This window comes from Blastococcus aurantiacus (assembly GCF_900102425.1).
GTDB lineage: Bacteria > Actinomycetota > Actinomycetes > Mycobacteriales > Geodermatophilaceae > Blastococcus > Blastococcus aurantiacus.
In genome coordinates, this window is sequence record NZ_FNBT01000009.1 from 23,016 (window position 1) to 45,743 (window position 22,728).

Annotated in this window: 28 protein-coding genes; 17 read left to right on the forward strand and 11 right to left on the reverse strand. The window is 74.5% G+C overall.

Annotated elements, in window-relative coordinates; translation table 11 throughout:
• Nucleotides 1-58 precede the first annotated feature (58 nt).
• Complete coding sequence (locus tag BLS70_RS17085; protein WP_091770436.1) at nt 59-1,408, forward strand: alpha/beta fold hydrolase; 1,350 nt, start codon at nt 59-61, stop codon at nt 1,406-1,408.
• Here BLS70_RS17085 and BLS70_RS17090 read toward each other — a convergent pair.
• Nucleotides 1,405-2,175, reverse strand: coding sequence for a thioesterase family protein (locus BLS70_RS17090; protein ID WP_091770437.1), 771 nt, complete (start codon nt 2,173-2,175; stop codon nt 1,405-1,407). The genes BLS70_RS17085 and BLS70_RS17090 overlap by 4 nt on opposite strands.
• Complete coding sequence (locus BLS70_RS17095) at nt 2,172-3,632, reverse strand: DHA2 family efflux MFS transporter permease subunit (RefSeq protein WP_176946465.1); 1,461 nt, start codon at nt 3,630-3,632, stop codon at nt 2,172-2,174. Before BLS70_RS17095 ends, BLS70_RS17090 begins: the two co-directional genes overlap by 4 nt.
• A gap of 113 nt (nt 3,633-3,745) precedes the next feature.
• Here BLS70_RS17095 and BLS70_RS17100 point away from each other — a divergent pair, with 113 nt between their 5' ends.
• Complete coding sequence (locus BLS70_RS17100; RefSeq protein ID WP_091770441.1) at nt 3,746-4,201, forward strand: winged helix-turn-helix transcriptional regulator; 456 nt, start codon at nt 3,746-3,748, stop codon at nt 4,199-4,201.
• A gap of 74 nt (nt 4,202-4,275) precedes the next feature.
• On the opposite strand, the gene BLS70_RS17105 is transcribed toward BLS70_RS17100, so the two are convergent.
• The 3 genes from BLS70_RS17105 to BLS70_RS17115 are packed head-to-tail and all read right to left on the reverse strand — an operon-like array spanning nt 4,276 to nt 6,906.
• Complete coding sequence (locus BLS70_RS17105) at nt 4,276-5,205, reverse strand: oxidoreductase (protein WP_091770443.1); 930 nt, start codon at nt 5,203-5,205, stop codon at nt 4,276-4,278.
• A 19-nt stretch (nt 5,206-5,224) separates the two neighbouring features.
• The gene (locus tag BLS70_RS17110; protein ID WP_091770445.1) at nt 5,225-5,770 is read right to left on the reverse strand and encodes a hypothetical protein; all 546 of its coding nucleotides are present in this window, start codon (nt 5,768-5,770) and stop codon (nt 5,225-5,227) included.
• Nucleotides 5,770-6,906 carry a serine hydrolase domain-containing protein gene (locus BLS70_RS17115; protein WP_091770447.1) on the reverse strand — a complete coding sequence of 379 codons (1,137 nt, stop codon included), beginning with the start codon at nt 6,904-6,906 and terminating at the stop codon, nt 5,770-5,772. Before BLS70_RS17115 ends, BLS70_RS17110 begins: the two co-directional genes overlap by 1 nt.
• Before the next feature lie 263 nt (nt 6,907-7,169).
• Here BLS70_RS17115 and BLS70_RS17120 point away from each other — a divergent pair, with 263 nt between their 5' ends.
• The 3 genes from BLS70_RS17120 to BLS70_RS17130 all read left to right on the forward strand — a co-directional run bounded on the left by BLS70_RS17120 (nt 7,170) and on the right by BLS70_RS17130 (nt 8,659).
• Entirely contained in the window at nt 7,170-7,613 is a 444-nt protein-coding gene (locus tag BLS70_RS17120) for a hypothetical protein (protein ID WP_091770449.1), read from the forward strand.
• A 132-nt stretch (nt 7,614-7,745) separates the two neighbouring features.
• Nucleotides 7,746-8,156 carry a DUF4345 domain-containing protein gene (locus BLS70_RS17125; protein WP_091770451.1) on the forward strand — a complete coding sequence of 137 codons (411 nt, stop codon included), beginning with the start codon at nt 7,746-7,748 and terminating at the stop codon, nt 8,154-8,156.
• On the forward strand, nt 8,153-8,659 hold the full coding sequence (locus BLS70_RS17130; protein ID WP_091770453.1) for a hypothetical protein: 507 nt from the start codon (nt 8,153-8,155) through the stop codon (nt 8,657-8,659). Before BLS70_RS17125 ends, BLS70_RS17130 begins: the two co-directional genes overlap by 4 nt.
• Nucleotides 8,660-8,676: 17 nt before the next feature.
• Here BLS70_RS17130 and BLS70_RS17135 read toward each other — a convergent pair whose 3' ends face one another.
• Nucleotides 8,677-9,171, reverse strand: a complete 495-nt coding sequence (locus BLS70_RS17135) for a MarR family winged helix-turn-helix transcriptional regulator (protein ID WP_255362541.1) — start codon at nt 9,169-9,171, stop codon at nt 8,677-8,679.
• Nucleotides 9,172-9,270: 99 nt separating this feature from the next.
• Between BLS70_RS17135 and BLS70_RS17140 the strand changes: the two genes are divergently transcribed.
• Both BLS70_RS17140 and BLS70_RS17145 read left to right on the forward strand, forming a co-directional pair.
• Complete coding sequence (locus BLS70_RS17140; protein WP_091770455.1) at nt 9,271-9,678, forward strand: nuclear transport factor 2 family protein; 408 nt, start codon at nt 9,271-9,273, stop codon at nt 9,676-9,678.
• Nucleotides 9,675-10,160, forward strand: coding sequence for an SRPBCC family protein (locus BLS70_RS17145; RefSeq protein WP_176946466.1), 486 nt, complete (start codon nt 9,675-9,677; stop codon nt 10,158-10,160). Before BLS70_RS17140 ends, BLS70_RS17145 begins: the two co-directional genes overlap by 4 nt.
• On the opposite strand, the gene BLS70_RS17150 is transcribed toward BLS70_RS17145, so the two are convergent.
• Nucleotides 10,043-11,947: an ABC transporter ATP-binding protein gene (locus tag BLS70_RS17150; RefSeq protein ID WP_304457110.1), complete on the reverse strand. Its 1,905-nt coding sequence runs from the start codon at nt 11,945-11,947 to the stop codon at nt 10,043-10,045. The genes BLS70_RS17145 and BLS70_RS17150 overlap by 118 nt on opposite strands.
• 89 nt (nt 11,948-12,036) lie before the next feature.
• Here BLS70_RS17150 and BLS70_RS17155 point away from each other — a divergent pair, with 89 nt between their 5' ends.
• Both BLS70_RS17155 and BLS70_RS17160 read left to right on the forward strand, forming a co-directional pair.
• Nucleotides 12,037-12,453 (forward strand): MarR family winged helix-turn-helix transcriptional regulator, encoded by a 417-nt coding sequence (locus tag BLS70_RS17155; protein WP_091770459.1) that lies wholly within the window; start codon nt 12,037-12,039, stop codon nt 12,451-12,453.
• Between the two features lie 27 nt (nt 12,454-12,480).
• Nucleotides 12,481-13,569, forward strand: coding sequence for a DNA glycosylase AlkZ-like family protein (locus BLS70_RS17160; protein WP_091770461.1), 1,089 nt, complete (start codon nt 12,481-12,483; stop codon nt 13,567-13,569).
• A 6-nt stretch (nt 13,570-13,575) separates the two neighbouring features.
• Here the strand turns inward: BLS70_RS17160 and BLS70_RS17165 are convergent, their stop codons facing one another.
• Together BLS70_RS17165 and BLS70_RS17170 are read right to left on the reverse strand one after the other, a co-directional pair.
• Nucleotides 13,576-13,755, reverse strand: coding sequence for a hypothetical protein (locus BLS70_RS17165; RefSeq protein ID WP_091770463.1), 180 nt, complete (start codon nt 13,753-13,755; stop codon nt 13,576-13,578).
• A gap of 91 nt (nt 13,756-13,846) precedes the next feature.
• Nucleotides 13,847-14,629, reverse strand: coding sequence for an MmyB family transcriptional regulator (locus tag BLS70_RS17170; protein ID WP_091770465.1), 783 nt, complete (start codon nt 14,627-14,629; stop codon nt 13,847-13,849).
• Between the two features lie 86 nt (nt 14,630-14,715).
• On the opposite strand from BLS70_RS17170, the gene BLS70_RS17175 reads away from it, so the two are divergent.
• The 3 genes from BLS70_RS17175 to BLS70_RS20900 all read left to right on the forward strand — a co-directional run bounded on the left by BLS70_RS17175 (nt 14,716) and on the right by BLS70_RS20900 (nt 15,780).
• Nucleotides 14,716-15,129: a hypothetical protein gene (locus BLS70_RS17175; protein ID WP_091770467.1), complete on the forward strand. Its 414-nt coding sequence runs from the start codon at nt 14,716-14,718 to the stop codon at nt 15,127-15,129.
• 55 nt (nt 15,130-15,184) lie between these two features.
• Nucleotides 15,185-15,553 (forward strand): nuclear transport factor 2 family protein, encoded by a 369-nt coding sequence (locus BLS70_RS17180; RefSeq protein ID WP_091770469.1) that lies wholly within the window; start codon nt 15,185-15,187, stop codon nt 15,551-15,553.
• Nucleotides 15,554-15,642: 89 nt separating this feature from the next.
• Nucleotides 15,643-15,780, forward strand: coding sequence for a hypothetical protein (locus BLS70_RS20900; protein ID WP_176946467.1), 138 nt, complete (start codon nt 15,643-15,645; stop codon nt 15,778-15,780).
• 13 nt (nt 15,781-15,793) lie between these two features.
• Here BLS70_RS20900 and BLS70_RS17185 read toward each other — a convergent pair whose 3' ends face one another.
• Complete coding sequence (locus BLS70_RS17185) at nt 15,794-16,267, reverse strand: DnaJ family domain-containing protein (protein ID WP_091770471.1); 474 nt, start codon at nt 16,265-16,267, stop codon at nt 15,794-15,796.
• A gap of 36 nt (nt 16,268-16,303) precedes the next feature.
• Here BLS70_RS17185 and BLS70_RS17190 point away from each other — a divergent pair, with 36 nt between their 5' ends.
• The 5 genes from BLS70_RS17190 to BLS70_RS17210 all read left to right on the forward strand — a co-directional run bounded on the left by BLS70_RS17190 (nt 16,304) and on the right by BLS70_RS17210 (nt 21,832).
• Nucleotides 16,304-16,831, forward strand: coding sequence for an NUDIX domain-containing protein (locus BLS70_RS17190; protein WP_091770473.1), 528 nt, complete (start codon nt 16,304-16,306; stop codon nt 16,829-16,831).
• Nucleotides 16,832-16,949: 118 nt separating this feature from the next.
• Nucleotides 16,950-18,428 (forward strand): SulP family inorganic anion transporter, encoded by a 1,479-nt coding sequence (locus tag BLS70_RS17195; protein ID WP_091770475.1) that lies wholly within the window; start codon nt 16,950-16,952, stop codon nt 18,426-18,428.
• A complete protein-coding gene (locus BLS70_RS17200; RefSeq protein ID WP_091770477.1) occupies nt 18,428-18,808 on the forward strand; it encodes a MerR family transcriptional regulator in 381 nt (126 codons plus the stop codon). The genes BLS70_RS17195 and BLS70_RS17200 overlap by 1 nt, the downstream gene beginning before the upstream one ends.
• An 87-nt stretch (nt 18,809-18,895) precedes the next feature.
• Entirely contained in the window at nt 18,896-19,909 is a 1,014-nt protein-coding gene (locus BLS70_RS17205; protein WP_091770788.1) for an ATP-dependent DNA ligase, read from the forward strand.
• A gap of 81 nt (nt 19,910-19,990) precedes the next feature.
• Entirely contained in the window at nt 19,991-21,832 is a 1,842-nt protein-coding gene (locus tag BLS70_RS17210; protein ID WP_091770479.1) for a sensor domain-containing diguanylate cyclase, read from the forward strand.
• 13 nt (nt 21,833-21,845) lie between these two features.
• On the opposite strand, the gene BLS70_RS17215 is transcribed toward BLS70_RS17210, so the two are convergent.
• Nucleotides 21,846-22,685, reverse strand: a complete 840-nt coding sequence (locus BLS70_RS17215) for an SDR family oxidoreductase (protein WP_091770481.1) — start codon at nt 22,683-22,685, stop codon at nt 21,846-21,848.
• Between the last annotated feature and the right edge of the window lie 43 nt (nt 22,686-22,728).

Consider the following 22,728-nt stretch of genomic DNA (forward strand, 5'->3'; position numbering starts at 1 on the left):
GACACGGACCGCATTCCGAGGTGCGACCCAGGTCACTTCGAGCCTCTAAGGTGTCGGCGTGATCGACTCCCGCTTGCGCCGTCCGCTCTACGTCCTCGTCGCGGCCGCGCTCGCGCTGACGGGCTGCTCGTCGGACTCCGATGACGGCGGCACGCCCGAGGCCGCCGACCGGACCGAGGCGGCCGAGGGCACCGACCCGCTGCCCGCCCTGCCCGACGACATCGCCCTGCCGATCGTCTTCGTGCACGGGTTCGCCGGCTCGGCCCAGCAGGTCGAGTCCAACGCCATGCGTTTCGTGGCGAACGGCTACCCGGCGGACCGCGTCGTCGCCTACGACCACGACGGCGCGGGCCTGGACATCCCCGGCTACGCGGCCGGGCTGACCGAGGTCGTCGACGAGACCCTGGCCGAGTTCGACGCCGAGCAGGTCTACCTGATCGGTCACTCGCGTGGCACCGCCGTCTCGAACCTCTTCCTCGGCGACCCGGCGCAGGCCGCCAAGGTGGCCAAGTACGTCGCCATCGACGGCCGGCCCTGCCCCGAGCCGCAGATCGTCCCCTGCATCGCGCCGAACCAGGCCCAGTTCCCGGGGCAGACGCACGTCGAGGTGGCGACGTCGAAGGAGTCGTTCGCGGCGCAGTACGAGTTCCTCGTCGGCGAGGCGCCCGAGGTGGTCGACATCGTGCCGCAGCGCGACCCGGTGGAGATCTCGGGCCGGGCGGTCAACTTCCCCGCCAACACCGGACGGGAGGCGACGCTGGACATCTGGGCCATCGACTCCGACACCGGTGCCCGCACCGGGGACGAGCCGCACGCCAGCGTCGAACTCGGCCCCGACGGGGAGTTCGGCCCAATCGAGCTGGAGAGCGGCGCCCACTACGAGTACGCCCTCAGCTCCGACGCCTCCCCCGTCGTCCACCACCTGTACCTGCAGCCCTACGTGCGCAGCAGCGCCTTCGTGCGGCTGCTCTCCTCGGAGCCCGACGGCACCATCCGGCAGAACACCAACATCGGCGACGAGCACACCGCGCTGGTCATCAGCCGCATGCGCGAGTGGCACTCGGAGGGCGACGCCGACGTGCTGGAGCTCAGCGTGGACGGCGGCGAGCCGGTGGACGTGATCACCGACTTCGTCGGCAACGGCGCGATCGGGCTCCACGTGCACGACGACGTCGCCACCCCGGGCGAGAGCACGCTGGCCAAGCTCCCGTACTTCGGCGAGCAGCCGTTCCAGAGCGGCATCGACGCGTACCTGCCGGCCTCCCCCGACGCCGACGGCACCGTCACCGCCCGCAACCTCCCCCGCGGCGACGCCGACCGGCCGCAGACGCTCAACGTCCCGAACTGGCCGTCGAGCGGGCACACCGTGAGCCTGGTCTTCGCCGACTGGGCGGTCGACGGCGCCTAACCGCCCAGCAGCCGCCGGGTCTGCCGGCCGCTCGCGACCAGCGAGCCGTCGAGCGCGCGCAGCTCGATGTCGTCCACCGCGACCCGGTGGTCGGACCAGACGGTCCGCTGGTCCACCCGCACCCAGGCGCCGGTCTCCGGCGGCGGGCCGGCGAGGTGGGCCGTCAGCTCGACGGTCGGCATCGCCGCCGGCACGGTGCGGACGGCGAACAGCGACGGCGGCAGCGCGTCCAGCAGCACGCCGAGCTGGACCAGCGGCGGGAGCTCGGCGCCGCGGATGCGCACCCAGGCGTGCAGCCGCGGCTCGTCGCCCCCGCCCATCGGTCGCGAGGCGCCCAGGGCCCGGATCTCGGTGTGCTCGCCGACCGGCACGTAATCGCGCGGCAGCTCGAACGGCTCGCCGTCCTCGAGCCCCGGTACGGAGGACGGCGGGTACGTCTCGGTGACCGGATCGGGGGGACCGGCGGACGTGAGCACCTGGGCGACCGCCCGCAGCGCGCCGTCCTGCCGCAGCTCGCTCCGGACGCTGCCGGTGCGGCCGGACCGGTCGGCGGCCGCGGTGACCACGGCCTCGGCATCGGGGACGACGCCGCCCAGCAGGTGCGCGGTCACGGCCCGGGGCGGAGCGCCGGCCAGGTCCGCGGCGGCGGCGAGCAGGTGGCCGATGACCAGCCCGCCCTGCGTGGTGGTGAACGAGCGCCACGTGGGGTCGAACGCCAGCCGGCGGGAGGTGCCGGCCGGTGCCGCGGGCGACGGGGCGAGGCTCATCGGAGCTCCTTGATCTCGGCGGCCGGCGCGGGCGCGGGTGAGGGCACGGGCGCGGGCACCGAGACGGGAGCGGGCACCACCTGCAGGTCGGCGTGGTGCCCGCGGCCGACGGCGAGGGCGACCAGGGCAGCCGTGACGGCGAGGCAGACGATGAGCAGCCATCCCCGCTCCGCACCCGCGAGCTCCCCTCCCCGGCCGGCGACCGCGGCCAGCAGCACGGCGACCCCGAGCGTCGCGCCGATCTGGCGGGCCGCGCCGAAGGTGGCCGTCCCGGTGGCCAGCGCCGCCGGCGGCAGCGATGACGACGCCGCCGCCGACAGGTTGGTGAGCGTGAGCCCCACGCCGATCCCGGTGAGGATCTGGCCGGGCAGGAACTCGGTGGCGAAGGCGGGTTCGGTGCCAACCTGGAGGAACCAGACGAGGGTGCCGAGCGCGAACAGGGTCATGCCCGTCGCGGCGACCGGCCCGCACCCCACCCGGGCGCCGAGCCGTCCGGCGGGCACGGCGGTGAGTGCAGCCAGCGCCGGGCCGGGGATCAGCGCGAATCCGGCCTGCGTCGGGGTGAAGCCCCAGCCACCGGTGAGCCACAGGACGTTGCCCAGCAGCATGCCCGCGAAGCCGGCCATGAAGATCGCCATCGCCAGGCTGGCCAGCGTGAAGGACCGCACCCGGAACAGCGCGAGCGGCAGGACCGGCACGGTGCCGCGCGGGGCGCGGGCCGCCCGCAGGCCCACCAACGCCCCTGCCACGACGGCGCCGGCGAAGGCGCCCAGCACCACGCCGCTGTCCCAGCCGCGGTCCGGGGCGGCGACCAGCCCGTAGGCCAGCAGGCCGACGGCGAGGACCAGCAGCACCGTGCCCAGGAAGTCCGGACGCCGGGTCTCGGACTCGTCGCGCGACTCGGGGAGCACCCGCAGGCCGACGACCAGGGCCGCGATGCCGACCGGGATGTTGACCAGGAAGATCCAGCGCCACGAGATCTCCACCAGCAGCCCGCCGATGGGCGGCCCGAGGGCGGCGGCCACGCCCCCGACCATCGACCACACCGCGATCGCCTGCGACCGGCGCGCCGGGGGGAACGCGGCCAGCAGCAGCGCCAGGGACGTCGCCGTCACCATGGCACCACCGGTCGCCTGCACCACCCGGAAGGCGATCAGGCTGCCCACGTCCCAGGCGAGCGCACAGCCCAGCGAGCCGGCGAGGAAGGTGGCCAGGCCGGCGAGGAAGACCAGCCGCCGGCCGATCCGGTCGGCCATCCGGCCGGCCGGTGCCAGCAGCGCGGCGAAGACGATCGTGTAGCCGTTCAGCACCCAGGAGAGGGCGACGGTCGAGGCGTCGAACTCGGCGCTGAGCGTCGGGAACGCGATGTTGACGATCAGCAGGTCCAGCGCGGACAGGAAGACCGCCGCCGAGACGACGAGCAGCACCAGTCCCGGGCTGCGGGCGGGACTCGCCATCGGGACCGGATCCGTCGTCGCGCTCATGGCACCCCGCCTCGTCCTCGGTTCGTGCCTCGAACCGACTGAGCCGGACCGTACACGAGTTGGTTCGGTATGCGAACCTTGACGGCATGACGGACCGACTCGACGAGCTGCCGGGCCGGCGCTGCTCCATCGCGGGCGCGCTGGACGTGGTGGGCGACCGCTGGGCGCTGCTCGTCGTGCGCGAGGTGTCGCTCGGCGCGCACCGGTTCAGCGAGATCCTGCGCGGCACCGGCGCACCCCGGGAACAGCTGACCGCGCGGCTCAACGCGCTGGTCGACGCCGGGGTGCTCGAGCGTCGGCAGTACAGCGCCAGCCCGCCCCGCTCCGACTACCACCTGACGAAGGCCGGGCGGGACCTGCTGCCGGTGCTGCAGGCGCTCATGCAGTGGGGCGACCGCTACGTCGCCGACGAGCCGCCGGTCGAGTTCCACCACTCCGGCCACCGCATCACGGCGTCGTGGGTGTGCGACGTCTGCGGCGAGAAGGTGGGCCGGGGCATCGAGCGGCACGTCCGCGACCGGCACGAGCCCGCTCCCGCCTGACGTCGTCCCCAACTGCGGGGAAACAGGGCTCAGCCAGCGGCCGAGAAGTCCAACTTCCCCGCAGTTGCGGCCGTTCAGGCGGGCGGCACGACCAGCGGCACCCCGGTCTCGCGCTCGGAGACCTCCCACAGGACGTCGATCTGCTTCTGCAGGTCGTAGCGGCGCAGGATCGGCCGGCGCACCGGTGGCCCGTGCGAGCCGAACCGAGGCGCGTACAGCTCGCCGCCGACCGCTGCGGGATCGGTGGCCGCCCGCAGCTGCGGCCGGGCGCCCTCGAGCGGCGTCATGCCCGAGCGCGCCGTCATCGCGTGCGCCGCCGCACCCACCCAGCCGCCACCGCCCTCGCGCACCGTGCGCGCCTGCAGGTCGGTGTTCGACAGCCCCGGGTGCGCGATGAGCGACGCCGCCGCGAGCCCGGCCTTCGCGAAGTGCTGCTGCAGCCCGAGCCCGAAGTGGTAGTTGGCCATCTTGGCGCGGGCGTAGGAGCCCCACGCCCGGTACTTCGTGCGCATGTGTGGATCGGCCGGATCCAGGGGGCCGCCCATGAACCGGGCCGTGCTGGTCACGGTGACCACCCGGGCCGCCGGGGCGCGCAGCAGGGCCGGGAGCAGGTGCGCGGTGAGCGCCCAGTGCCCCAGGTGGTCGACACCGAGCTGCATCTCGAAGCCGTCGGCCGTGGTCCGCTGCGGCATCGCCATCACCCCGGCGTTGTTCACGAGCAGGTCGATCCGCTCGTGCGCGGCCAGCACGGCCTCCGCCGCGGCCCGGACCACCGAGAGGTCGCCGAGGTCCAGCGGCACGACCTCGAGCGAGGCGGCCGCGTAGCGCTCGCGGATCCGCGCCGTCGCCGACGCCGTCTTCTCCGGGTCGCGGGCGGCGACGACGGCATGCGCACCGGCGACGGCGAGCGCGAGCGCCGTCTGGTAGCCCAACCCGCCGTTCGCGCCGGTCACCACGGCGGTACGACCGCTCAGGTCGGGGATGTCCTTCTCGGTCCAGGCCACGGGCCGATCCTCGCGCAGCTCAGGCGGTCGCGCGCAGCTCGACCGCCGTCAGCAGCTCCCAGCGGACGGCGGTGCTCCCGTGGCGGATGACCCGCCAATACCGGGCGAAGGCCGCGCGGCTGGCGTCGTCGGTGGCCCTCACCCGAGTCTCCGAGGAGAGCTCCGTGCCGCCGCGGGCGGGGGTGAGCCGGAAGTCCATCGCGACCTTCACCCAGCCCGGCCCGTCCCAGTCGCGCAGCGTCGCGGCGTCGAGCTCCGGCGCGGGCCCACCGCCGGTCAGGCGCCAGGGCTGGAGCAGGCCGCCGAACACCACCGAGGACGGCGGCCGCGCCTCCAGCAGCGGGACGGGGAGGGCCTCGAGGAACGGCCGGTCGCGCAGCTGCCCCAGCCCCCGCCCGGAGAGCGCCACCGGGAGGAAGCGGGCGGCCGACAGCGCCAGCGTGAGCGGGAGTCCCGAGAACCGCACACCGTGCAGCGCGTCCCAGACGGCTGCGGGCTCCGCCGCGATCCAGCGGACCTGCCGCGTGACGTGGTCCGGACGCGGGACGACGTCGTCGAGCTCCATCAGGCCAGCGCGGCGTAGACGGCCCGCACGTAGGCCTCGCTGCGCGGCGAGCCGAGGATCCCGCTGCCCATCCGGTTCATCATGTAGGTGATGGTCAGCCGCCGGTCGAGGTCCATCACCGCCAGCGAGCCGCCCCAGCCGCCCCAGAAGAAGGTCCGACCCTCCGGCACGTAGGGCACGATCGGCGAGCCGAGGCAGTAGCCCGTCCCGAACCGGAACGGCACGCCCAGCACCAGGTCCACGCCGTCGGACTGCTGCGCGAACACCTCCTCCACCGTCTCCGGCGAGAGCAGTCGCACGCCGCCGGCCTCACCGCCGAGGCTCAGGGTGCGCAGCACGCGCATGACCCCGCGGGCGTTGGAGTGGCCGTTGAGCGCGCCCAGGTCGGCGGCCCGCCACTCCGGGGAGTTCGCCGCGGTTGCCGAGGCGCGCGGGCCGGTGAAGGTCTTCACGGCGACCGAGTCCGGATCCGGCGGCGCCGCGCCGGTCTCCGGCGGGGGCGGGGCGACGACGGGGGCGATGCGGGAGACCTCGGACTCCCGTGCTCCGATCTGGAAGTCCGCCCCCAGGGGGCCTGCGATCCGGTCCGCGACGAACTTCTTGAACGTGGTGTTGGTGATCCGGCGGATGACCTCGCCGACCAGGTGGCCCTGGTTGTTGGCGTGGTAGCCCGAGGCCGTGCCGGGCTCCCACCACGGGGCCTGCTGGGCCAGCCGCTCGGTCGCGGAGTCCCAGTCGTACATGTCCCGGATCGAGAAGGGCTGCTCCCAGCCCGAAACGCCTGAGGTGTGCGACAGCAGGTGCCGCACCCGCACGTCCTTCTTCCCCTTGGCGGCGAACTCGGGCCAGTAGTCAGCGACCGGCGCGTCGAGGTCGAGCTCGCCGCTCTCGACGAGCATCAGCGCGGCCAGCGCCAGCACGCATTTCGTCGTCGACCAGACGTTGACGATCGTGTGCTCCGACCAGGGCTTCGTGCGCTCGGCGTCGCGGTGCCCGCCCCAGAGGTCGACGACGGTCTCCCCGTCCAGGTCGACGGCGACGGAGGCGCCGAGCTCCTCCCCGGCGTCGAGCTGGTGGGCCATCGCCTCCCGCACGCCGGCGAACCGTTCGCTGCACGAGCCGTGGACCTCGGCCATGTCCGCCCTCCGTCCCGGAGCGGCACCGTTGCCACACCGTCCCGGGATGACATCACGAGCACACCGGAGCGACAACGCGGGCAGCGTGTCGGGTCCGTTCCGGGCGGTCACGCAGCGCGGAGACGCCGCTCACACTTCACCCGTCCGGGTGCCTGTGAGTTTCCTGTGACTGTCGTGATGGGTAGTGGCTGCGCATGTCCAACTCTGCTTCACAGGCACATTCGCACGATGGCGATCGCCGGCACGACCGCCGGGCGAACCCGATGGGTGCCTACGTCGCCACCGCCGGTGTCGTCGTCTTCCTGATCAGCGTCTTCCTCGACTGGGTCTCCACCCAGGACGACACGGTGACCGGCAGCGGTTACGAGACCGACACCGTGATCCCGTACCTCGCCTACTTCGGCATCGGTCTCGCCGCTGCCCTGCTCTACACGCTCAACCGGGCACGCGGGCGCCAGCACCGTGGCCTGTCCCTCGTCACCATGGCTGCCGGCGTCGCCGCGACCCTCGTGGCGCTCAGCTACGTCATCGACGCCCCCGGTGCGCTCGAGCGCGGCGGCGACTACTCCTCCGAGATCGGCTCCTACATCGGCCTGATCGGCGGTCTCGTCTGGGCCGTCGGCGCCTTCCTGCTGGCCAAGGAGCCCGAGGGTGACGACGACTGGCACGACGCCCACCGCGTCGACGCCGGACGCACCGCTCACTGATCCGGCCGCCCACGGGCCTCGTGGGCACCAAGCACGGAACGACCTCGCTGGAGGGCTGACCACGGTCAGCCCTCCAGTGGCGTGTCAGGGTCCGCCCGCGCGGGTCCGGCCGCGTTGTGCCAGCGTGCGGGCATGATCCCCACTCCGGACGGCGGCCGGCGCGGCCTCCAGATCGTCCTCGGCACCCTGTCGCTGATTCCCTTCGCCTCCGGGGCGGCGGGGGTCCTGGTGGGGCCGCGCGCCCTTCCCGGCGTCGACGGGCCCGTGCCCACGGACGTCGACAGCGAGTACCGCTACACGCACGCGATGTGGTTCACCGCGGCGCCGACCCTCTGGCGCGCGCTTCCCCGCATCGAGGAGGAGGCGGCCGCCGTGCGGGCCGTCTCCGCCGCCGTCTTCCTCGGCGGTCTGGCCCGGCTCGTCTCCTGGCGGGCCACGGGCCGCCCGCACCCGGTGCTGGTGGGCGCCACGGCGCTCGAGCTGGTGGGCATCCCGGTCCTGCTGGCCTGGCAGCGGCGGGTGGCCCGGCTGGCCAGTCGGTGACCGGCTTCCTAGCCCGGCTCTTCGGGCGGGGCACAGAGGAGATCCCGCAGATCCCCGGCATGGTGTCCGGACGGCCGCAGCCGCACGTCCCGGCGCCGGAGCCCACCCCGCGGGCGGACGACCCCGGACCGGACCTGCACCGGGCGATGTACCGCTCGGTGCACGACGACGCATGGCTCTTCGACATCCCCGACGGCGACTTCGTCGACTGGGAGGGCGAGGCGCCTCCGGGCGGGCCGTTCGACCCGGCGGACTGCTCCGCGGTGCTGCTGCGCTGGTTCGACGCCGGCCTGATCGAGCTGCACCAGGACCGCGATCCGCCGAAGGACGCACCGGCCACCGACCTCGACTACGCCGCCGCCGAGCTGCCGCGCATCCCGGCGGAGGACGCCCGCGCCCTGCTCGCCGCGCCGGAGCGCTGGACCGACGCGACGCCCGACGGCTTCGCCGTCCCCGTGCCCACCGAGCGCGGGAGGAGCACCCCGGCCGACCGCTGGCCGTGATCCCGGCCGGGGCCGGCTCACGGCACCGCCGTGCGCTCCACGGCCGCGAGCATCGCGGTGAGACCGGCCCGGTCGGCACCGGGGACGTCGGCGAGCAGGCGGTCGAGGGTGGCCACGTGGTCGGTGACCGCCTCGTCGACCAGCGCCCGTCCGGCCCCGGTCAGCTCCACGACGCCGTACCGGCCGTCGGCCGGATCGGGCCGGCGGACGACGAGACCGCGCTCCTCCAGGCGTTGCAGGCGGTTCGTCGTGGCCGCGGGCGACAGCACGAGGGCGCGCGCCAGCTCGCCGGGCGAGAGCCGGTAGGGCGCCGACGAGCGGCGGAGCGACGCCAGCACGTCGAACTCCCCGCGGTTCAGGCCGTGCCGGCCCAGCGTCGCCTCGATCGCCCGCGACGCGGCCAGGTGCGCCCGGGTGAGCCGCGCGAAGACGGCCATGGACGACGGGTCGACGTCGGGCCGCTCACGTCGCCACTGCCGCACCATCTCGTCCACCGCGTCCGCCTCCGCCACGGGAACAGTTTGACATCGAAATGACTCCGGGTGCATCATTTCGACGTCGAAACGACAGCGGGCGGCGATCCGTCCGCACAGGCACCCCTGGAGGACGACATGGCTTCACCCTTGACGCGGTGGTACGACGCCCTGGCCGCCGGCGACCTCGCCTCCGCCGCGGAGAACCTGACCGAGGACACCGTGCTGCACGTCCCCGGCCGGAGCACGAACACCGGCACCTACACCGGTCGCGACGCCGTCCTCGGCTTCGTCGGCCACGCCGCCGAGGTCACCGGGGGCACCCTGCAGCTGACCGTGCACCGCGTGCTGGACGACGGCGAGTGGGGCGTCGCCCTCGCCACCTACCGCGCCACCCGCCCCGACCGCGACCGGCCGCTGGAGAACAACCTCGCCCACGTGGCCCGGCTCAGGGACGGCCGGATCGCGGAGTCCTGGCTGCACAGCCGGGACCAGTACGAGGTGGACGAGTTCTGGGGCGAGCCCGCCGAGGAGGTGGCGCGGTGAACGTCGAGCGCCGGCACCTGCCCTGGTCCGCGGAGGATGCCGCCGCCCTCGTCCTCGACTGGTCGAGGGACGCCGAGTGGCGGGCCGCGGTGGTGCGGATGGACGTCGAACCGCCCGGCCGGGCGCGGATCGGTCAGCGGATCACCGAGGAGCTGCACTTCGGTGGCCGAACCTTCGTCACGCCGACGACCATCACTGCGGCGGACGAGCGGTCGGGCTCCTTCGCCGGAGGCAACGCGAACGCCGTCGTCGAGGGGCGCCGGACCGTCGTCCCGGATGCCGGGGGCGGCTGCACCGTCGTCCTGGAGGTCGGTGTCCGGATGACCGGGCTGCTCGCCGTCCTGAATCCGGTACTGGCCGGCGGTTACCGGCGCCGGCTGGCAGCGGAGGCCGACGCCCTGGTCGCGCTGGCGGTGGCGCGTTCGGCGGTCCAGCCGACCAGCTCCACCGCCCGTTCGGCGGATCCGACCAGCCGGGCGTAGCGGCCGCCTCGGGCCATCAGCTCGTCGTGCGACCCCTGTTCGACGACCCGCCCGGCATCCAGGACGACGATCCGGTCGGCGTCGCGCACCGTCGAGAGGCGGTGCGCGATGGTGACCGTCGTCCGGCCTCGGCCGGCCTCGTCGAGGGCCGCCTGCACCGCCCGCTCGGTCACGGTGTCCAGGGCGCTGGTGGCCTCGTCGAGCACCAGCACCGCGGGGTCGCGCAGCAGCGTGCGGGCGATGGCCAGGCGCTGCTTCTCGCCCCCGGAGAAGCGGTGGCCGCGCGCGCCGACGACGGTCCCGTAGCCCTCGGGCAGCGCCGCGATGACGTCGTGCACCTGCGCCCGGCGGGCCGCCGTCACCATCTCCTCGTCCGTGGCGTCGGGCTTGGCGTGCAGGAGGTTCTCCCGCACCGTGCCGTGCAGCAGGTAGGTCTCCTGGGAGACGACGCCGACGATGCGGGCGAGGTCGGCCAGCGCGAGGTCGCGGACGTCGACGCCGTCGACGAGCACCCGGCCGGTGGTCGGGTCGTTGAGCCGCGCCACCAGGGACGCCAGGGTGCTCTTGCCCGAGCCGGTCTCGCCGACCAGCGCCAGCGTCGTCCCGGCGGGCACGGTGACGTCGACGTCGCTCAGCGCCGGCCGGGCGCCCTCGGGGTAGCGGAACCCGACGCGCTCGAAGCGGACCTCGCCGCGCACGGCGGCCGGGTCGACCGCGACCGGGTGTTCGCGGTCGTCGATGTCGACGGGCAGGTCCAGGTACTCGAAGACCCGGCTGAACAGCGCCATCGAGGCGGTCAGCGAGACGCCGATGTCGAGCAGCTGCATGAGCGGGCGGAACAGCGCGCCCTGCAGCGTGGTGAAGGCGACCAGCGTGCCGATGGTCATGCCGCCGGACGTCGCGGGCAGCCCGGCGGCCAGGTAGATCAGGGCGGGGATGCCGGCGAAGACGATGCTCATCGTGGCCATCCGCCAACGGCCGGCCAGCTGGGAGCGCACCTCCAGGTCGACGAGGAACTCCGAGGTACCGGCGAACCGCCGCGACTGCGCGGGGCCGGCGCCCAGCGTCTTGCCGAGCAGGACGCCGCTGACGCTCAGCCCCTCCTCGACCTGGGAGTGCAGGTCGGCCAGGTGCCGCTGGCGCTGCGCGGTGAGGGCGCGGCGCATGCGGGCGACCCGGCGGGTCAGCCAGATCGCCGGCGGCAGCACGGCGAGCGAGAGCAGCGACAGCCGCCAGCTCAGCACCGCCATGGCCACGACCGTCCCGATGACGGTGGTGGCGTTCGCGGCGAAGGACGTCGCGGTCGAGGTGACCACGGACTGCATGCCGCCGATGTCGTTCATCAGCCGTGACTGGACCTCGCCGCCCTTGGTGCGGGTGAAGAAGCCGAGCGACTGGCGCTGCAGGTGCGTGAAGACCGCCGTCCGCAGACCGTGCATGACCCGCTGGCCGACCGTCGTGGACAGCCAGGTCTGGACGACGCCGAAGACCGCCGTCAGCACGGTGACGGCCAGCATCCCGCCGACCGCCCACAGCAGCAGCGGAACGTCCTGCGCGGGGATCGCCTCGTCGATGACCATGCGGATGAGGAACGGCGTGGCCAGCGCGACGACGGAGGAGGCCACGATCAGGGCCATCACGACGGCGAGCTGCCCGCGGTAGGGCCGGAACAGGGCGGCGACCCGGCTCCAGCGGACGGGGGAACGCTCGAGCTGCGCGCGGTCGGCCGGGTCGGGCTTGCGGCCCCCGGGACCGCCACCGCCGGGGCCGCCGCCACGGCCACCCATCATCATCTCGCTGATACCGACACCTCCAGAATGTATGCTGAGGTTACCTCATGGTCCGGTAGCCCCTGCACCTCCGCTAGTGTTCCCCCGTGCCCGACGACGCGACCGGAGAGCTGGGCGAGCTGCTCATGCGTGTCGCCCGGAACCAGCGGCGCCGCTGGCGCGAGGCCCTCGCCCCGTGGGACCTCTCGCCGCACCAGGCCCGCGCCCTCCGCGTCGTCGTCGAGCGGGACGGCGTCCGCCTCTCCGACCTCGCCGAGTCCCTGCACATCGCGCCGCGCTCGGCCACCGAGGTGGCCGACGGCCTGCAGGCACGAGGCCTCGTCGAGCGCACCCCCGACCCGGCGGACCGGCGCGCGGTGATCCTGCGCCCGACCGCGGAGGGCCGCCGCGTCCGCGCCGAGGTCGGCCGCGCACGGGCGGCGGACAACGACGAACTGCTGTCCCGGCTCTCCGCCGACGACCGCGCCACCCTGGCTCGCCTGCTCGGCGCCCTCCTCGACTGACGACCCCACGCGGAGCAGGATCCTCCCGTGGACCTGACCAGGCGGGATGTGCTCGCCTTCCGGGCGCGCGCCCAGCAGCTGGGCCGCGACGCGGGCTCGCTCGAGGACACCGCCGTCCTGGACCTCGGCGTGCAGGACACCGGTACCGACGGCGCGGCATGGGCCCTGGCGCTGCGCGGGCTGCCCGACCCGCCGGCCGACGAGCTCGTGCTGCTCTGGACGCTGCGCGGCGCACCGCACGCCTACCGGCGGGCCGACGTGGGCGGGGTCGCCGCGGCCACGGCGCCGTTCTCCGACGCCGATGCCGCCAAGCGCATGTTCGACGCCGCCCGTCCGCTGAAGGCGGCGGGCACCCCCGCACTGGCCGGGCTGGACACCGTCGCGGCTCGGATGCGCGAGATCGTGGACCGGCCGACGGTCAAGGGCGAGCTCTCCACCCGCCTCACCGCCGTCCTCGAGGAGCCCTACCTGCGCAACTGCGTGCCCTGCGGCGCCGTCCACGCCTACGAGCAGCCGTTCCGGCTGGCCGCGCTGCGGGCCGGGCTGGAGCTGGAGCCGGGCACCTCACCGCCGGTGCTGCGCCCGATCCCGGGGTTCGCCCCGGCCGGGACGGCGCCGGAGCACCTCGACGTCGTCCGGGGCTACCTGCGGCTGCTCGGCCCCGCCACCCCCGCGCACGTCGCGGGCTACGTGGACGCGCCGCTGAAGGAGGTCAAGGCCCACTGGCCCACCGACGCGGTGGAGGTGCGGGTCGACGGGGAGCGGCGCTGGGTCCTGGCCGAGGACGCCGACCGCCTGACGGGTGAGGCGCCGGGAGGGACGCTGCTGCTGGGCAGCCACGATCTCTTCCTCCAGGCCCGGGACCGGGCCACGATCGTCCCCGACGCCGCTCGCGCCAAGGAGCTGTGGCGGATCATCGGCCGGCCGGGAGCGGTGCTCGCCGACGGCGACGTCGTGGGCAGCTGGCGGGCGCGCAAGGCGGGGACGTCGCTGGACCTGACCATGGAGCCCTTCGGCCCGCTCCCGTCCCGCCTGCGCGCCGCCGTCGAGGCCCAGGCGGAGCGGCTGGCCGACCACCGCGGGCTCACCCTGCGGAGCCTGTCGACGGGCGACTGACCGGCGTCAGACGTCCAGGTCGGTGCTCCCCGGCGCCGGTTTGGCCTCGTCGCCGGTGACCCCCTCATCGCCCTGCGGACGGGCGGTGTCCTCGTCGGCGCCCTCCACGTCCTCGGGCACCAGCGGGGTCTCCTCCTCGACGTTCTTCCGTGCCTGGTCGCGGTCGGTTCCCGGGATCTCGGTCATGGCGTCTCCTTCGCGCGTCGGAACCGGCACCTACCCCGCCCCGGCAGCGTCGACCCCGGCTATGCCACGGGCGAACAGGCCCGGACTGCGGTCAGCCCGCCCGGCGCAGCGCGGCGGCGGTCACCTCGTCGGCGGGGAGGAACGCCTCGACGCTCAGCTCGGCGGCAGTCAGGTCGACGGCGGTGCCGAAGGTGGTCACCGTGCTGAGGAAACTGAGCACCTCGTCCCCGGACCGGAGGCGCAGCGGCACCGCGATGCCGTTCGGCGGGGTCCGGTCCATCCCGCCGGGCAGCGCGAGCAGTTCCCGGTGCAGCGCCGCCAGCCCGAGGTCGCCGCTGAGGTGCGCCTCCCGCCCCAGCCGGTGCAGCACGTGCCGACGCCACTCGGGCAGGTTGAGGATGCGCGGTGCCAGGCCGTCGGGGTGCAGGCTCAGCCGGAGCACGTTGACCGGCGGCTCGAGCAGGTGGGGTGCGGCCCCGTCGAGCAGCCCCGACAGGGCCCGGTTGGCCGACACCAGGTGCCACGACCGGTCGACCACCAGCGCGGGGAACGGCTCGTAGGCCGTCAGCACGAGGTCGAGCGCGGTCCGGACGGCGGTCATGTCGGGGTCCCCCAGGTCACGCCGCCGGTAGACCGGCGCGAAACCGGCCGCCGCCAGGAGCTCGTTGCGCGCACCGAGCGGGATCTCCAGCTGCTCGGCCAGGTGCAGCACCATCTCGCGGCTGGGCCGGGCGCGGCCGGTCTCGACGAAGCTCAGGTGGCGGGCAGAGACGCCCGCCTCACCGGCCAGGTCGAGCTGGCTGAGCCGGCGGCGCTGCCGCCACTGGCGGAGCAGCTCCCCGACGGGTGCGTCTGCTGCAACGGCGCTGGTCACGAGGGCGACGCTAGCCACCGGGCTGCGCGCTGTCGCTTACCTCGGAGGTAATCGACCTGCTGCACCGGCGCGTCCACGGTTGCTGCATGACCACGACACGCACCGCACCCGCTGCCTCCCCGCTCACCCGTGCCGGCGGACTGCTCCGCCTCGCCCTCGGACTCGACGCCGTCGTCACCGGCGCGAACGGCGCCGCCTACCTGCTCGGCGCCCCGCTGCTCGACGGCCCGCTCGGCCTGTCCCCCGGCCTGCTCCGCGGCGTCGGCGTCTTCCTGCTCGTCTACGCCGCCGCCGTCTGGCTCGTCGCGACCCGTCGCCGGATCCCCGGCGCGGCGGTCGGGGCGGTCATCGGCGCCAACCTGCTGTGGGCCGCCGGCAGCGTCGCCGCCGCCGTCGTCGGCATCGGCTCGCTGACCGGGCTCGGCGCGGGATGGCTGGTCCTGCAGGCCGCCGTCGTCGCCGGCTTCGCCGCCGCCCAGGTCGCCGGCCTCCGCCGCTGATCACCCCGTTCGCCCCGTCCCGCGTATCGCACCGCCCCGAAGAAGGAGAACCGACATGACCGCCACCACCGCCCACGCCGACCGCTACCTGGCCGCCTGGAACGAGACCGACCCGGAGGCCCGCCGTGCCGCCGTCGCCGAGGTGTTCAGTGACGACGTCCGCTACACCGACCCGATGGTCGACGTCCGGGGCGCCGAGGCGCTCGCCGCCACGATCGGCGCCGTCCAGGCGCAGTTCCCGGGGTTCGTCTTCCGGCTGGCCGGGCCGGCCGACCCCCACCACGACCAGCTGCGCTTCACCTGGGAGCTGGGGCCCGAGGGCGCCGAGGCGCCGGTCGTCGGCTCCGACGTGGCGCTGCTGGACGCCGACGGCCGGATCAGCGCCGTGCTCGGCTTCCTCGACCGGGTGCCGGCCGCTGCCTGACCGGTGTTCCGCGAACGGTCGGCCCCTGCCCACCACCGTGGGCAGGGGCCGACCGTGCGCGGAGTGCGTGCCGGCGGGAGACTCGCGCCGTGACCGAGCCGCGCGAGGACGACGAGGCCAACAACCTGCACCCGGGCCAGCACGACGAGGGCGGCCACGGCGGCATGGCCACCCGCGAGCACGACGCGCACAAGGACGACGCCGCCGAGGACGACGCGCAGGCCTGACCGGCAGCCGCCCTCAGCGCCGGCGCCACCAGCTCCGGCGCACAGGCGGCGACGCGGGCGGTTCCTCCGGCGCGGGCTGCGGGGCCGGCCGGTCGCGCTCCCAGCCCTCGACGAGCGCCTCGACGTCGGCCAGGCCGGGCACCGCAGCCCACCTGCTCTCCGCCGGCAGCCGCCAGAAGGCCTCCACCCGCGCGTTGTAGTCCTCGGCGAGGGCCCGGACCTCCGCCTCGGTGGCCAGGCGCGCCGCCCGCTCCGGCAGGTCGTCGCGCTCGCGGCGCAGCCGCAGGCCCGGCGGCAGCATCGCCCCGGTGTCCACGCCCTCGCGCCGGGCCTTGGCCAGCGCCCAGTCGTAGGCGGTCTGCTCGCGGTCGAGGCCCTTCAGCGGCCCGCTCGGGAGCCGCGCGAAGTCACCGCGCTCCTGCGCCTGGGCGATCTGCCGGTCCACCCATGTCTCGAAGGACATCCCCGGCGGTTTCCGCTCGGTCACCCTTCCATCGTGACACCGTTCTGCCAGGGTCGGAGGGTGCGGACGACGAGCAGCCGAGAGGTCTACCGGAACGACTGGATACGCGTCCGGGAGGACGCCTTCGAGCTCGACGACGGCTCGACCGGCATCTACGGCGTCGTCGAGAAGGCCGACTTCGCGTTGGTGCTACCTGAGCAGGACGGCGGCTTCTGGCTGGTCGAGCAGTACCGCTACCCCCTGGGGCGCCGGTCGTGGGAGTTCCCGCAGGGGACGTGGCCGGCCGGGACGGCCGGGTCACCCGAGGAGCTGGCGCGGGCCGAGCTGGCCGAGGAGACGGGCCTGCGGGCCGGACGGTGGGAGCACCTGGGGCGGCTGGATCTCGCCTCCGGGCTCCTGACCCAGCGGTTCGACGTCTGGCGGGCCACCGACCTCACCCCCGGACCGACCGCGCGGGAGGCGACCGAGGCCGACATGCGCCAGGCCTTCGTCCCGGAGGCCGAGCTGCGCCGGAGGATGCGCGACGGTGGGATCACCGACAGCCCGTCGCTGGCCGCGTACGCCCTCCTGCTGCTGGAGCGTGCGTGACCAGGAACTCAACCACTCTCCCCTGACGTGAGGGTCGAGTTGCGGCAGGATGGGGGCCAGTCCGCTCGCCGCGACGCCGGTCGAGCGAAGCTCACACCCTCCGACCGGAAACGGGAGCATGTCCGTCCTGCCTGCCCTTCGCCTCACCCGACCGTCGTGGCTCGAGCCGCGCACCGCCCGCACCGAGGTGCTCGCCGGACTCGTGGTCGCGCTCGCCCTCATCCCCGAGGCGATCAGCTTCTCGATCCTCGCCGGCGTCGACCCCCGCGTCGGCCTGTTCTCCTCCTTCGTCATGGCCGTGGTGATCGCCTTCACCGGCGGCCGACCGGCGATGATCACCGCTGCGACCGGCGCCATCGCGCTGGTCGTCGCTCCGCTGGCGCTCGACTACGGCGTCCAGTACCTCTTCGCCGCGGTCATCCTCGGCGGGATCTTCCAGGTGCTGCTCGGCCTGTTCGGCTTCGCCCGACTCATGCGGTTCATCCCGCGCAGCGTCATGGTGGGCTTCGTCAACGCCCTGGCGATCCTCATCTTCACCGCGCAACTGCCGCAGCTCACCGACGTCCCCTGGCTGGTCTACCCGCTGGTCGCCGCCGGCCTGGCGATCATCTTCCTGCTGCCCCGGCTGACCACCGTCGTCCCCGCACCGCTGGTCGCCATCGTCATCCTGACCGCCCTGGTCCTGACCGTCGGTTGGGACATCCCCGACGTCGGCGGCGAGGGCGAGCTCCCCGACAGCCTGCCCTTCTTCCTGCTGCCGGACGTGCCGTTCACCTTCGAGACGCTGGGCATCATCGCCCCCTACGCCCTTGGCGTGGCCTTCGTGGGGCTGATGGAGTCGCTGATGACGGCCAAGCTGGTCGACGACATCACCGACACGCACTCGGACAAGACCCGCGAGTCCATGGGCCAGGGCGTTGCCAACGTGGCGTCGGGCTTCTTCGGCGGCATGGGCGGCTGCGCCATGATCGGCCAGACGATGATCAACGTGAAGGCGTCGGGGGCCCGCACCCGGCTCTCCACGTTCCTCTCCGGGGTCTTCCTGCTGGTGCTGGTCGTGGCACTCGGGGACATCGTCAGCACCATCCCGATGGCCGCCCTGGTCGCGGTGATGATCTTCGTGTCCATCGCGACCTTCGACTGGCACTCCCTGCAGACCATCCACAAGATGCCCAAGAGCGAGACCACGGTGATGCTCACGACCGTCGCCGGCACCCTGCTCACCCACAACCTGGCCATCGGCGTGGGCGTCGGCGTGCTCGTCGCCTGCGTGCTCTTCGCCCAGCGGATCGCCCACCTCGTCGACGTCACCCGCGACGTCGGGGCCGACGGCAGCGTGCGCTACTCGGTGGACGGCGCCCTGTTCTTCGCGTCGAGCAACGACCTCTACACCCAGTTCGAGTACGCCGCGGACCCGGCCGAGGTGGTCATCGACCTGTCGAACGCGCAGGTCTGGGACGCCTCCACCGTCGCGGCGCTGGACGCCATCACGCACAAGTACGCCACCCGCGGGAAGCGGGTGGAGATCGTCGGCCTGGACGATCATTCGCTGACCCGGTTCGAGCGGCACACCGGGCAACTGGGGGCGGGGCACTGATGGTCGCCCGCACCGGCCTGCTGCAGATCGGCCAGGTCGCCGAGCGCACCGGGCTCAGCCTGCGCACCATCCGGTTCTACGAGGAGAACGGACTGGTCCGTCCCACCTCGCGCAGCGGTGGCGGCTTCCGGCTCTACAGCGACGACGACGTCGCCCGGCTCGAGGTCATCAAGCGGATGAAGCCGCTGGGCTTCCGCCTCGAGGAGATGCAGGAGCTGCTCACCCTGCTGGCCGACCTCACCGAGCGCCCGGAGGACGCCGCGCTGACCGACCGGCTGCGGATGTTCCACGAGGCGGCCGCCGCCCGGGTGCACGCACTGCGCGAGCAGCTGGACATCGCCGAGCGGTTCGCCGCCGATCTGGCCGGTCGCCTCGACTGATCACGGCGCGTGCGGGCGCGCCCCCGATCGGGTGTGACGTCGCCGGTCGGCCGTGCATCCGCGCCGGTCAGCCGCCAGGCTGTCCGGGTGCCGCTGACCGCCCCCGGCCTCCCGGGCCTCCCGCCCGGGCTCACCGGCCCCGTCGGCGTGCAACTGTCCAAGCCGGTCCGCGAGATCCCCCCGCCCCACGCGCTGCCGGGCGGCTGCCGGTACGAGCCGAAGTGGGACGGCTACCGCCTCGTGATCGTCCGGGACGCCGCCTCCACGCGGCTGTGGAGCAAGCAGGGCCGCGACCTCACCGACCGGTTCCCCGACATCGTCGCCGCCGCGCTCGCCCAGGTCCCGGCCGGCACGGTGCTCGACGGCGAGGTCGTGATCTGGCACGACGACCGCCTGGACTTCGGCCTGCTGCAGAAGCGCATGGTCACCGCGCCCGGGCGGATCGCCGCCCAGGTCGCCGCGCACCCGGCCTCCTACGTCGCCTTCGACGTGCTCGCCCTCGGGGGCACCGACCTCCGGGAGAAGACCCTGGGCCGCCGCCGGGCCGAGCTGGAGACCCTGTCGGCCCGCTGGGCGCCGCCCCTGCAGCTGTCCCCGAGCACCGCGGACCCCGAGCTCGCGCAGCAGTGGTTCGAGGAGTTCCGGGTGGCCGGCGTCGAGGGCCTGGTCGCCAAGGGGGCCGGCAGCCGCTACGCGCCCGGCCGCCGTGAATGGCTGAAAGTGAAGAGCTGGGAGAGCACCGAGGTGGTGGCCGGTGGGGTCATCGGCCCCCTGGACCGGCCCAGCCAGCTGGTGGCCGGCCGCTACCGGGACGGCGAGCTGGTCGTCGTCGGGCGCACCAGCCCGCTGGCGCCCCGGCAGAGCGAGGAGCTCGCCGCCGTCCTCCGTCCCGCGGACGACGACCACCCCTGGCCCGACCGCATCGGCACCGGCCGCTTCGGCGGGGGCCGGCTCTCGGTGCCCCTCACCCGCGTGCGGCCGGACGTGGTCGTCGAGGTGAGCGCCGACGCCGCGCTGCAGGCGGGCGTCTTCCGGCACCCGCTGCGCTTCCTACGCGTGCGTCCCGATCTGCGGGTCGAGGACCTCCCACCCCTGCCTTGACCTGGGCGGATGCCGTGCGGCGGCATCCCCCTCACGGGTGAACGACCGTAAGGTCGGCGGCCCGGGTGTCGATGGGTAGGTGTGACCGTTCCCGCCGTACCCACCGCCCGTGCCGCCTGGCTGCACGGGGCGCTGGTCGTCGCGGTGGTGGCAGCCGTCGTCTCCGTCCCCATGGGCCCCTGGCGCCCCGCGGCCGAGATCGCGCTCTTCTGCCTCGGCATCGCCGCCGTCCGCACCGCGATCGTCCACCACCGGACCCCCGCGGCCTCGGCCTGGGCGGCGCTGGGCGCGGGGCTGGCCTTCTTCGCGCTGAGCTGCCTCGCCGAGGTCCTCGAGCTGGCCGGGATCCGGCCAGCCGCCTCGGGTGCCGCGGAGGCGGTCCTGGACGTCGCCGCCTACGCCGCCATGGCCGTCGGCGCCCTGGGCGTCGTCCGCGCCGAGCGCCGGCGCCGCGACCGCTCGTGGCTGGACACCGCGACCCTGGTCCTCGCCTGCGGGCTCACCGTGGTCGCCGTGAGCGGGAACGGGCGGACGTCCGCCGGCGAGGTGCTGGAACTCGATCTCGGCACCCCGGTGCTCAGCGTCGTCCTGCTGATGGTCTGCGTCCCGCTGGCCATGTCCCGCCACCACCGCTCGGTCCCCACGGCTGCCCTGCTGGCGGCGGCGGCCCTCACCGTCCTCGGCTACGGCGGCCGGATGATCGCCGATGCGCCGCTGCGCGAGCTGCCGCTGCTCGATCCGCTCCCCCTCCTGGCCGTCGCCGCCATGACCGTGGCCGCGCGGCACCCGTCCGTCGCCCGGATGGGGGCCGGGCAGGACCCGGACGACGAGGCGGAAGGCTCCCGGGTCCTCGGCGTCGGCACGACCCTGCTCATCAGCCCCGCCCTGCTGGTCCTGTGGACCATCGGGAACGGCGGCCTCGGCTACCTCCTCGGCCTCGGCACCGCCACCCTGACCGGCCTGGCGCTGTGGCGGCTCGCGGCCCTCGACGCCGACCGGGAGGCGACCCGCGTCGCGCTGGCGGCCAGCGAGGCCCGGCTGCAGCTCCTGCTCGAGAACGCCGCCGACGTCATCGCCATCGTGGAGGCGCGGACCGGCACGATCACCTACATCAGCCCCGCCGTGCAATCGCTGCTGGGCCGGCCGCCGTCGTACTACCTGGGCGTGGACGCCATCGACCTGGCCGACCCCCGGGACCAGCCGCGCCTGCGCGCGGCCGTGGCCGCCGCGGGCGACGCCGCCGACGTCCACGCGGGTGCGGTGGACACCGACGTCCGGGTCTCCCACGTCTCCGGGGAGACCCGCTGGGTGGAGATGCGGATCAGCGGACGGGTGAACGCCGCCGGCATCAAGGGTTGGGTGGTCAACTTCCGCGAGGTGACCGACCGCAAGCGCCTCGAGGACGAGCTGCGCCAGCAGGCCCGGACCGACCCCCTGACCGGGCTGCTCAACCGCGCCGCCTTCTCCGAACGGCTGGCCGCGGCCACCGCCTCGATCGAACCCGCCGCACCGCCCGCGGTGCTCTTCGTGGACATCGACGACTTCAAGGGCGTGAACGACTCGCTGGGCCACGCCGCCGGGGACGACCTGCTGGTCGCGGTGGCCGGCCGGCTCACCGGGGACGTCCGGGCCGACGACGTCGTCGCCCGGCTGGGCGGTGACGAGTTCGCCGTCCTGCTCTGCGAGGCCGACGACGAGCGCCTCCGGGACGTCGCCGGCCGGCTGCTCACCTCGCTGCGCGCCCCCATGGTGCTGGGCGGGACGACGCTGTCGGTGACCGCGAGCGTCGGCGGCGCACTCGGCGCCCCGGGGGACACCGCGGAGCGGCTGCTGCACCGCGCGGACACCGCGATGTACGAGGCGAAGCGGACCGGCAAGGACTCCTCCTCGCTGCTGGGCAGCGCAGCGGCCTCGACCGTCTGACCCGGCCGGCCGCTCAGTCCGCAGTGGGCAGCGGCAGCCCGGCCAGGTGCTCGGCGAACGTGCCTGGCGGCCGCCCCAGCAGGGCGGTCAGCACCCGCGGGCTGCCGACGAACCCGTGGGCGCGCCGGTGGTCGAGCATCGCCCGCCGGCACCGCGCGGCGTAGGCGCTCGGCTGCTCGCCGGCCGGGATGACGTCGTCGGCCACCACCTCCCGCCCGAGGCGCTCCCCCATCAGCTCGGCGATCCGCGCCGCGGTCAGCGGCTCGGGCCCGGCTGCCTCGAACGTCCCGCCGTCCAGCCCGTCCTCGGTCAGCAGCACGGCGGCGGCCTCGGCGACGTCCTCGACGTCGACCAGCGACTGCGCCGTGCGCAGACCCCACAGGGAGCGCAGCACCCCGGTGCGCGCGACCTCCGGCAGCTCGGTGTCGTAGTCCTGTGCGTACGCGCACGGCTGCAGCACCCGCCAGGCGACCCCGGAGCTCTCCAGCGCCTCCTCCGCGCGGTCCTTGGCCGCGTGGTGCGGCAGGACACGGGTCTGGGGGCGCAGCACCGAGTGGTACACGACCCGGCCCACGCCGGCCCGGCGCGCCTCGGCGAACAGCGCGGCGGAGCCCTCGGCCTCTTCGGGGTGGAACTGCGGCCAGAGGAGGTGGAACGCGGTGGCGCCGTCGAGCAGCTTCGCCCAGGGCATCGGCTGGGTCAGCTCGCCGACCACGACCTCGGCCCCGAGGTCGGTCAGCTCGGGGCGCGGACCGCGCCGGGCGACCACGGCGCGCACCTGCTCCCCGCGGGCACGCAGCGCCCGGACGACGGCGACCCCCGCGCGACCGCCCGCCCCCGTCACCACGATCACCGGGACACCTCAGCAGCGCAGCCCCGGTGAGGCAAGGGGCCGC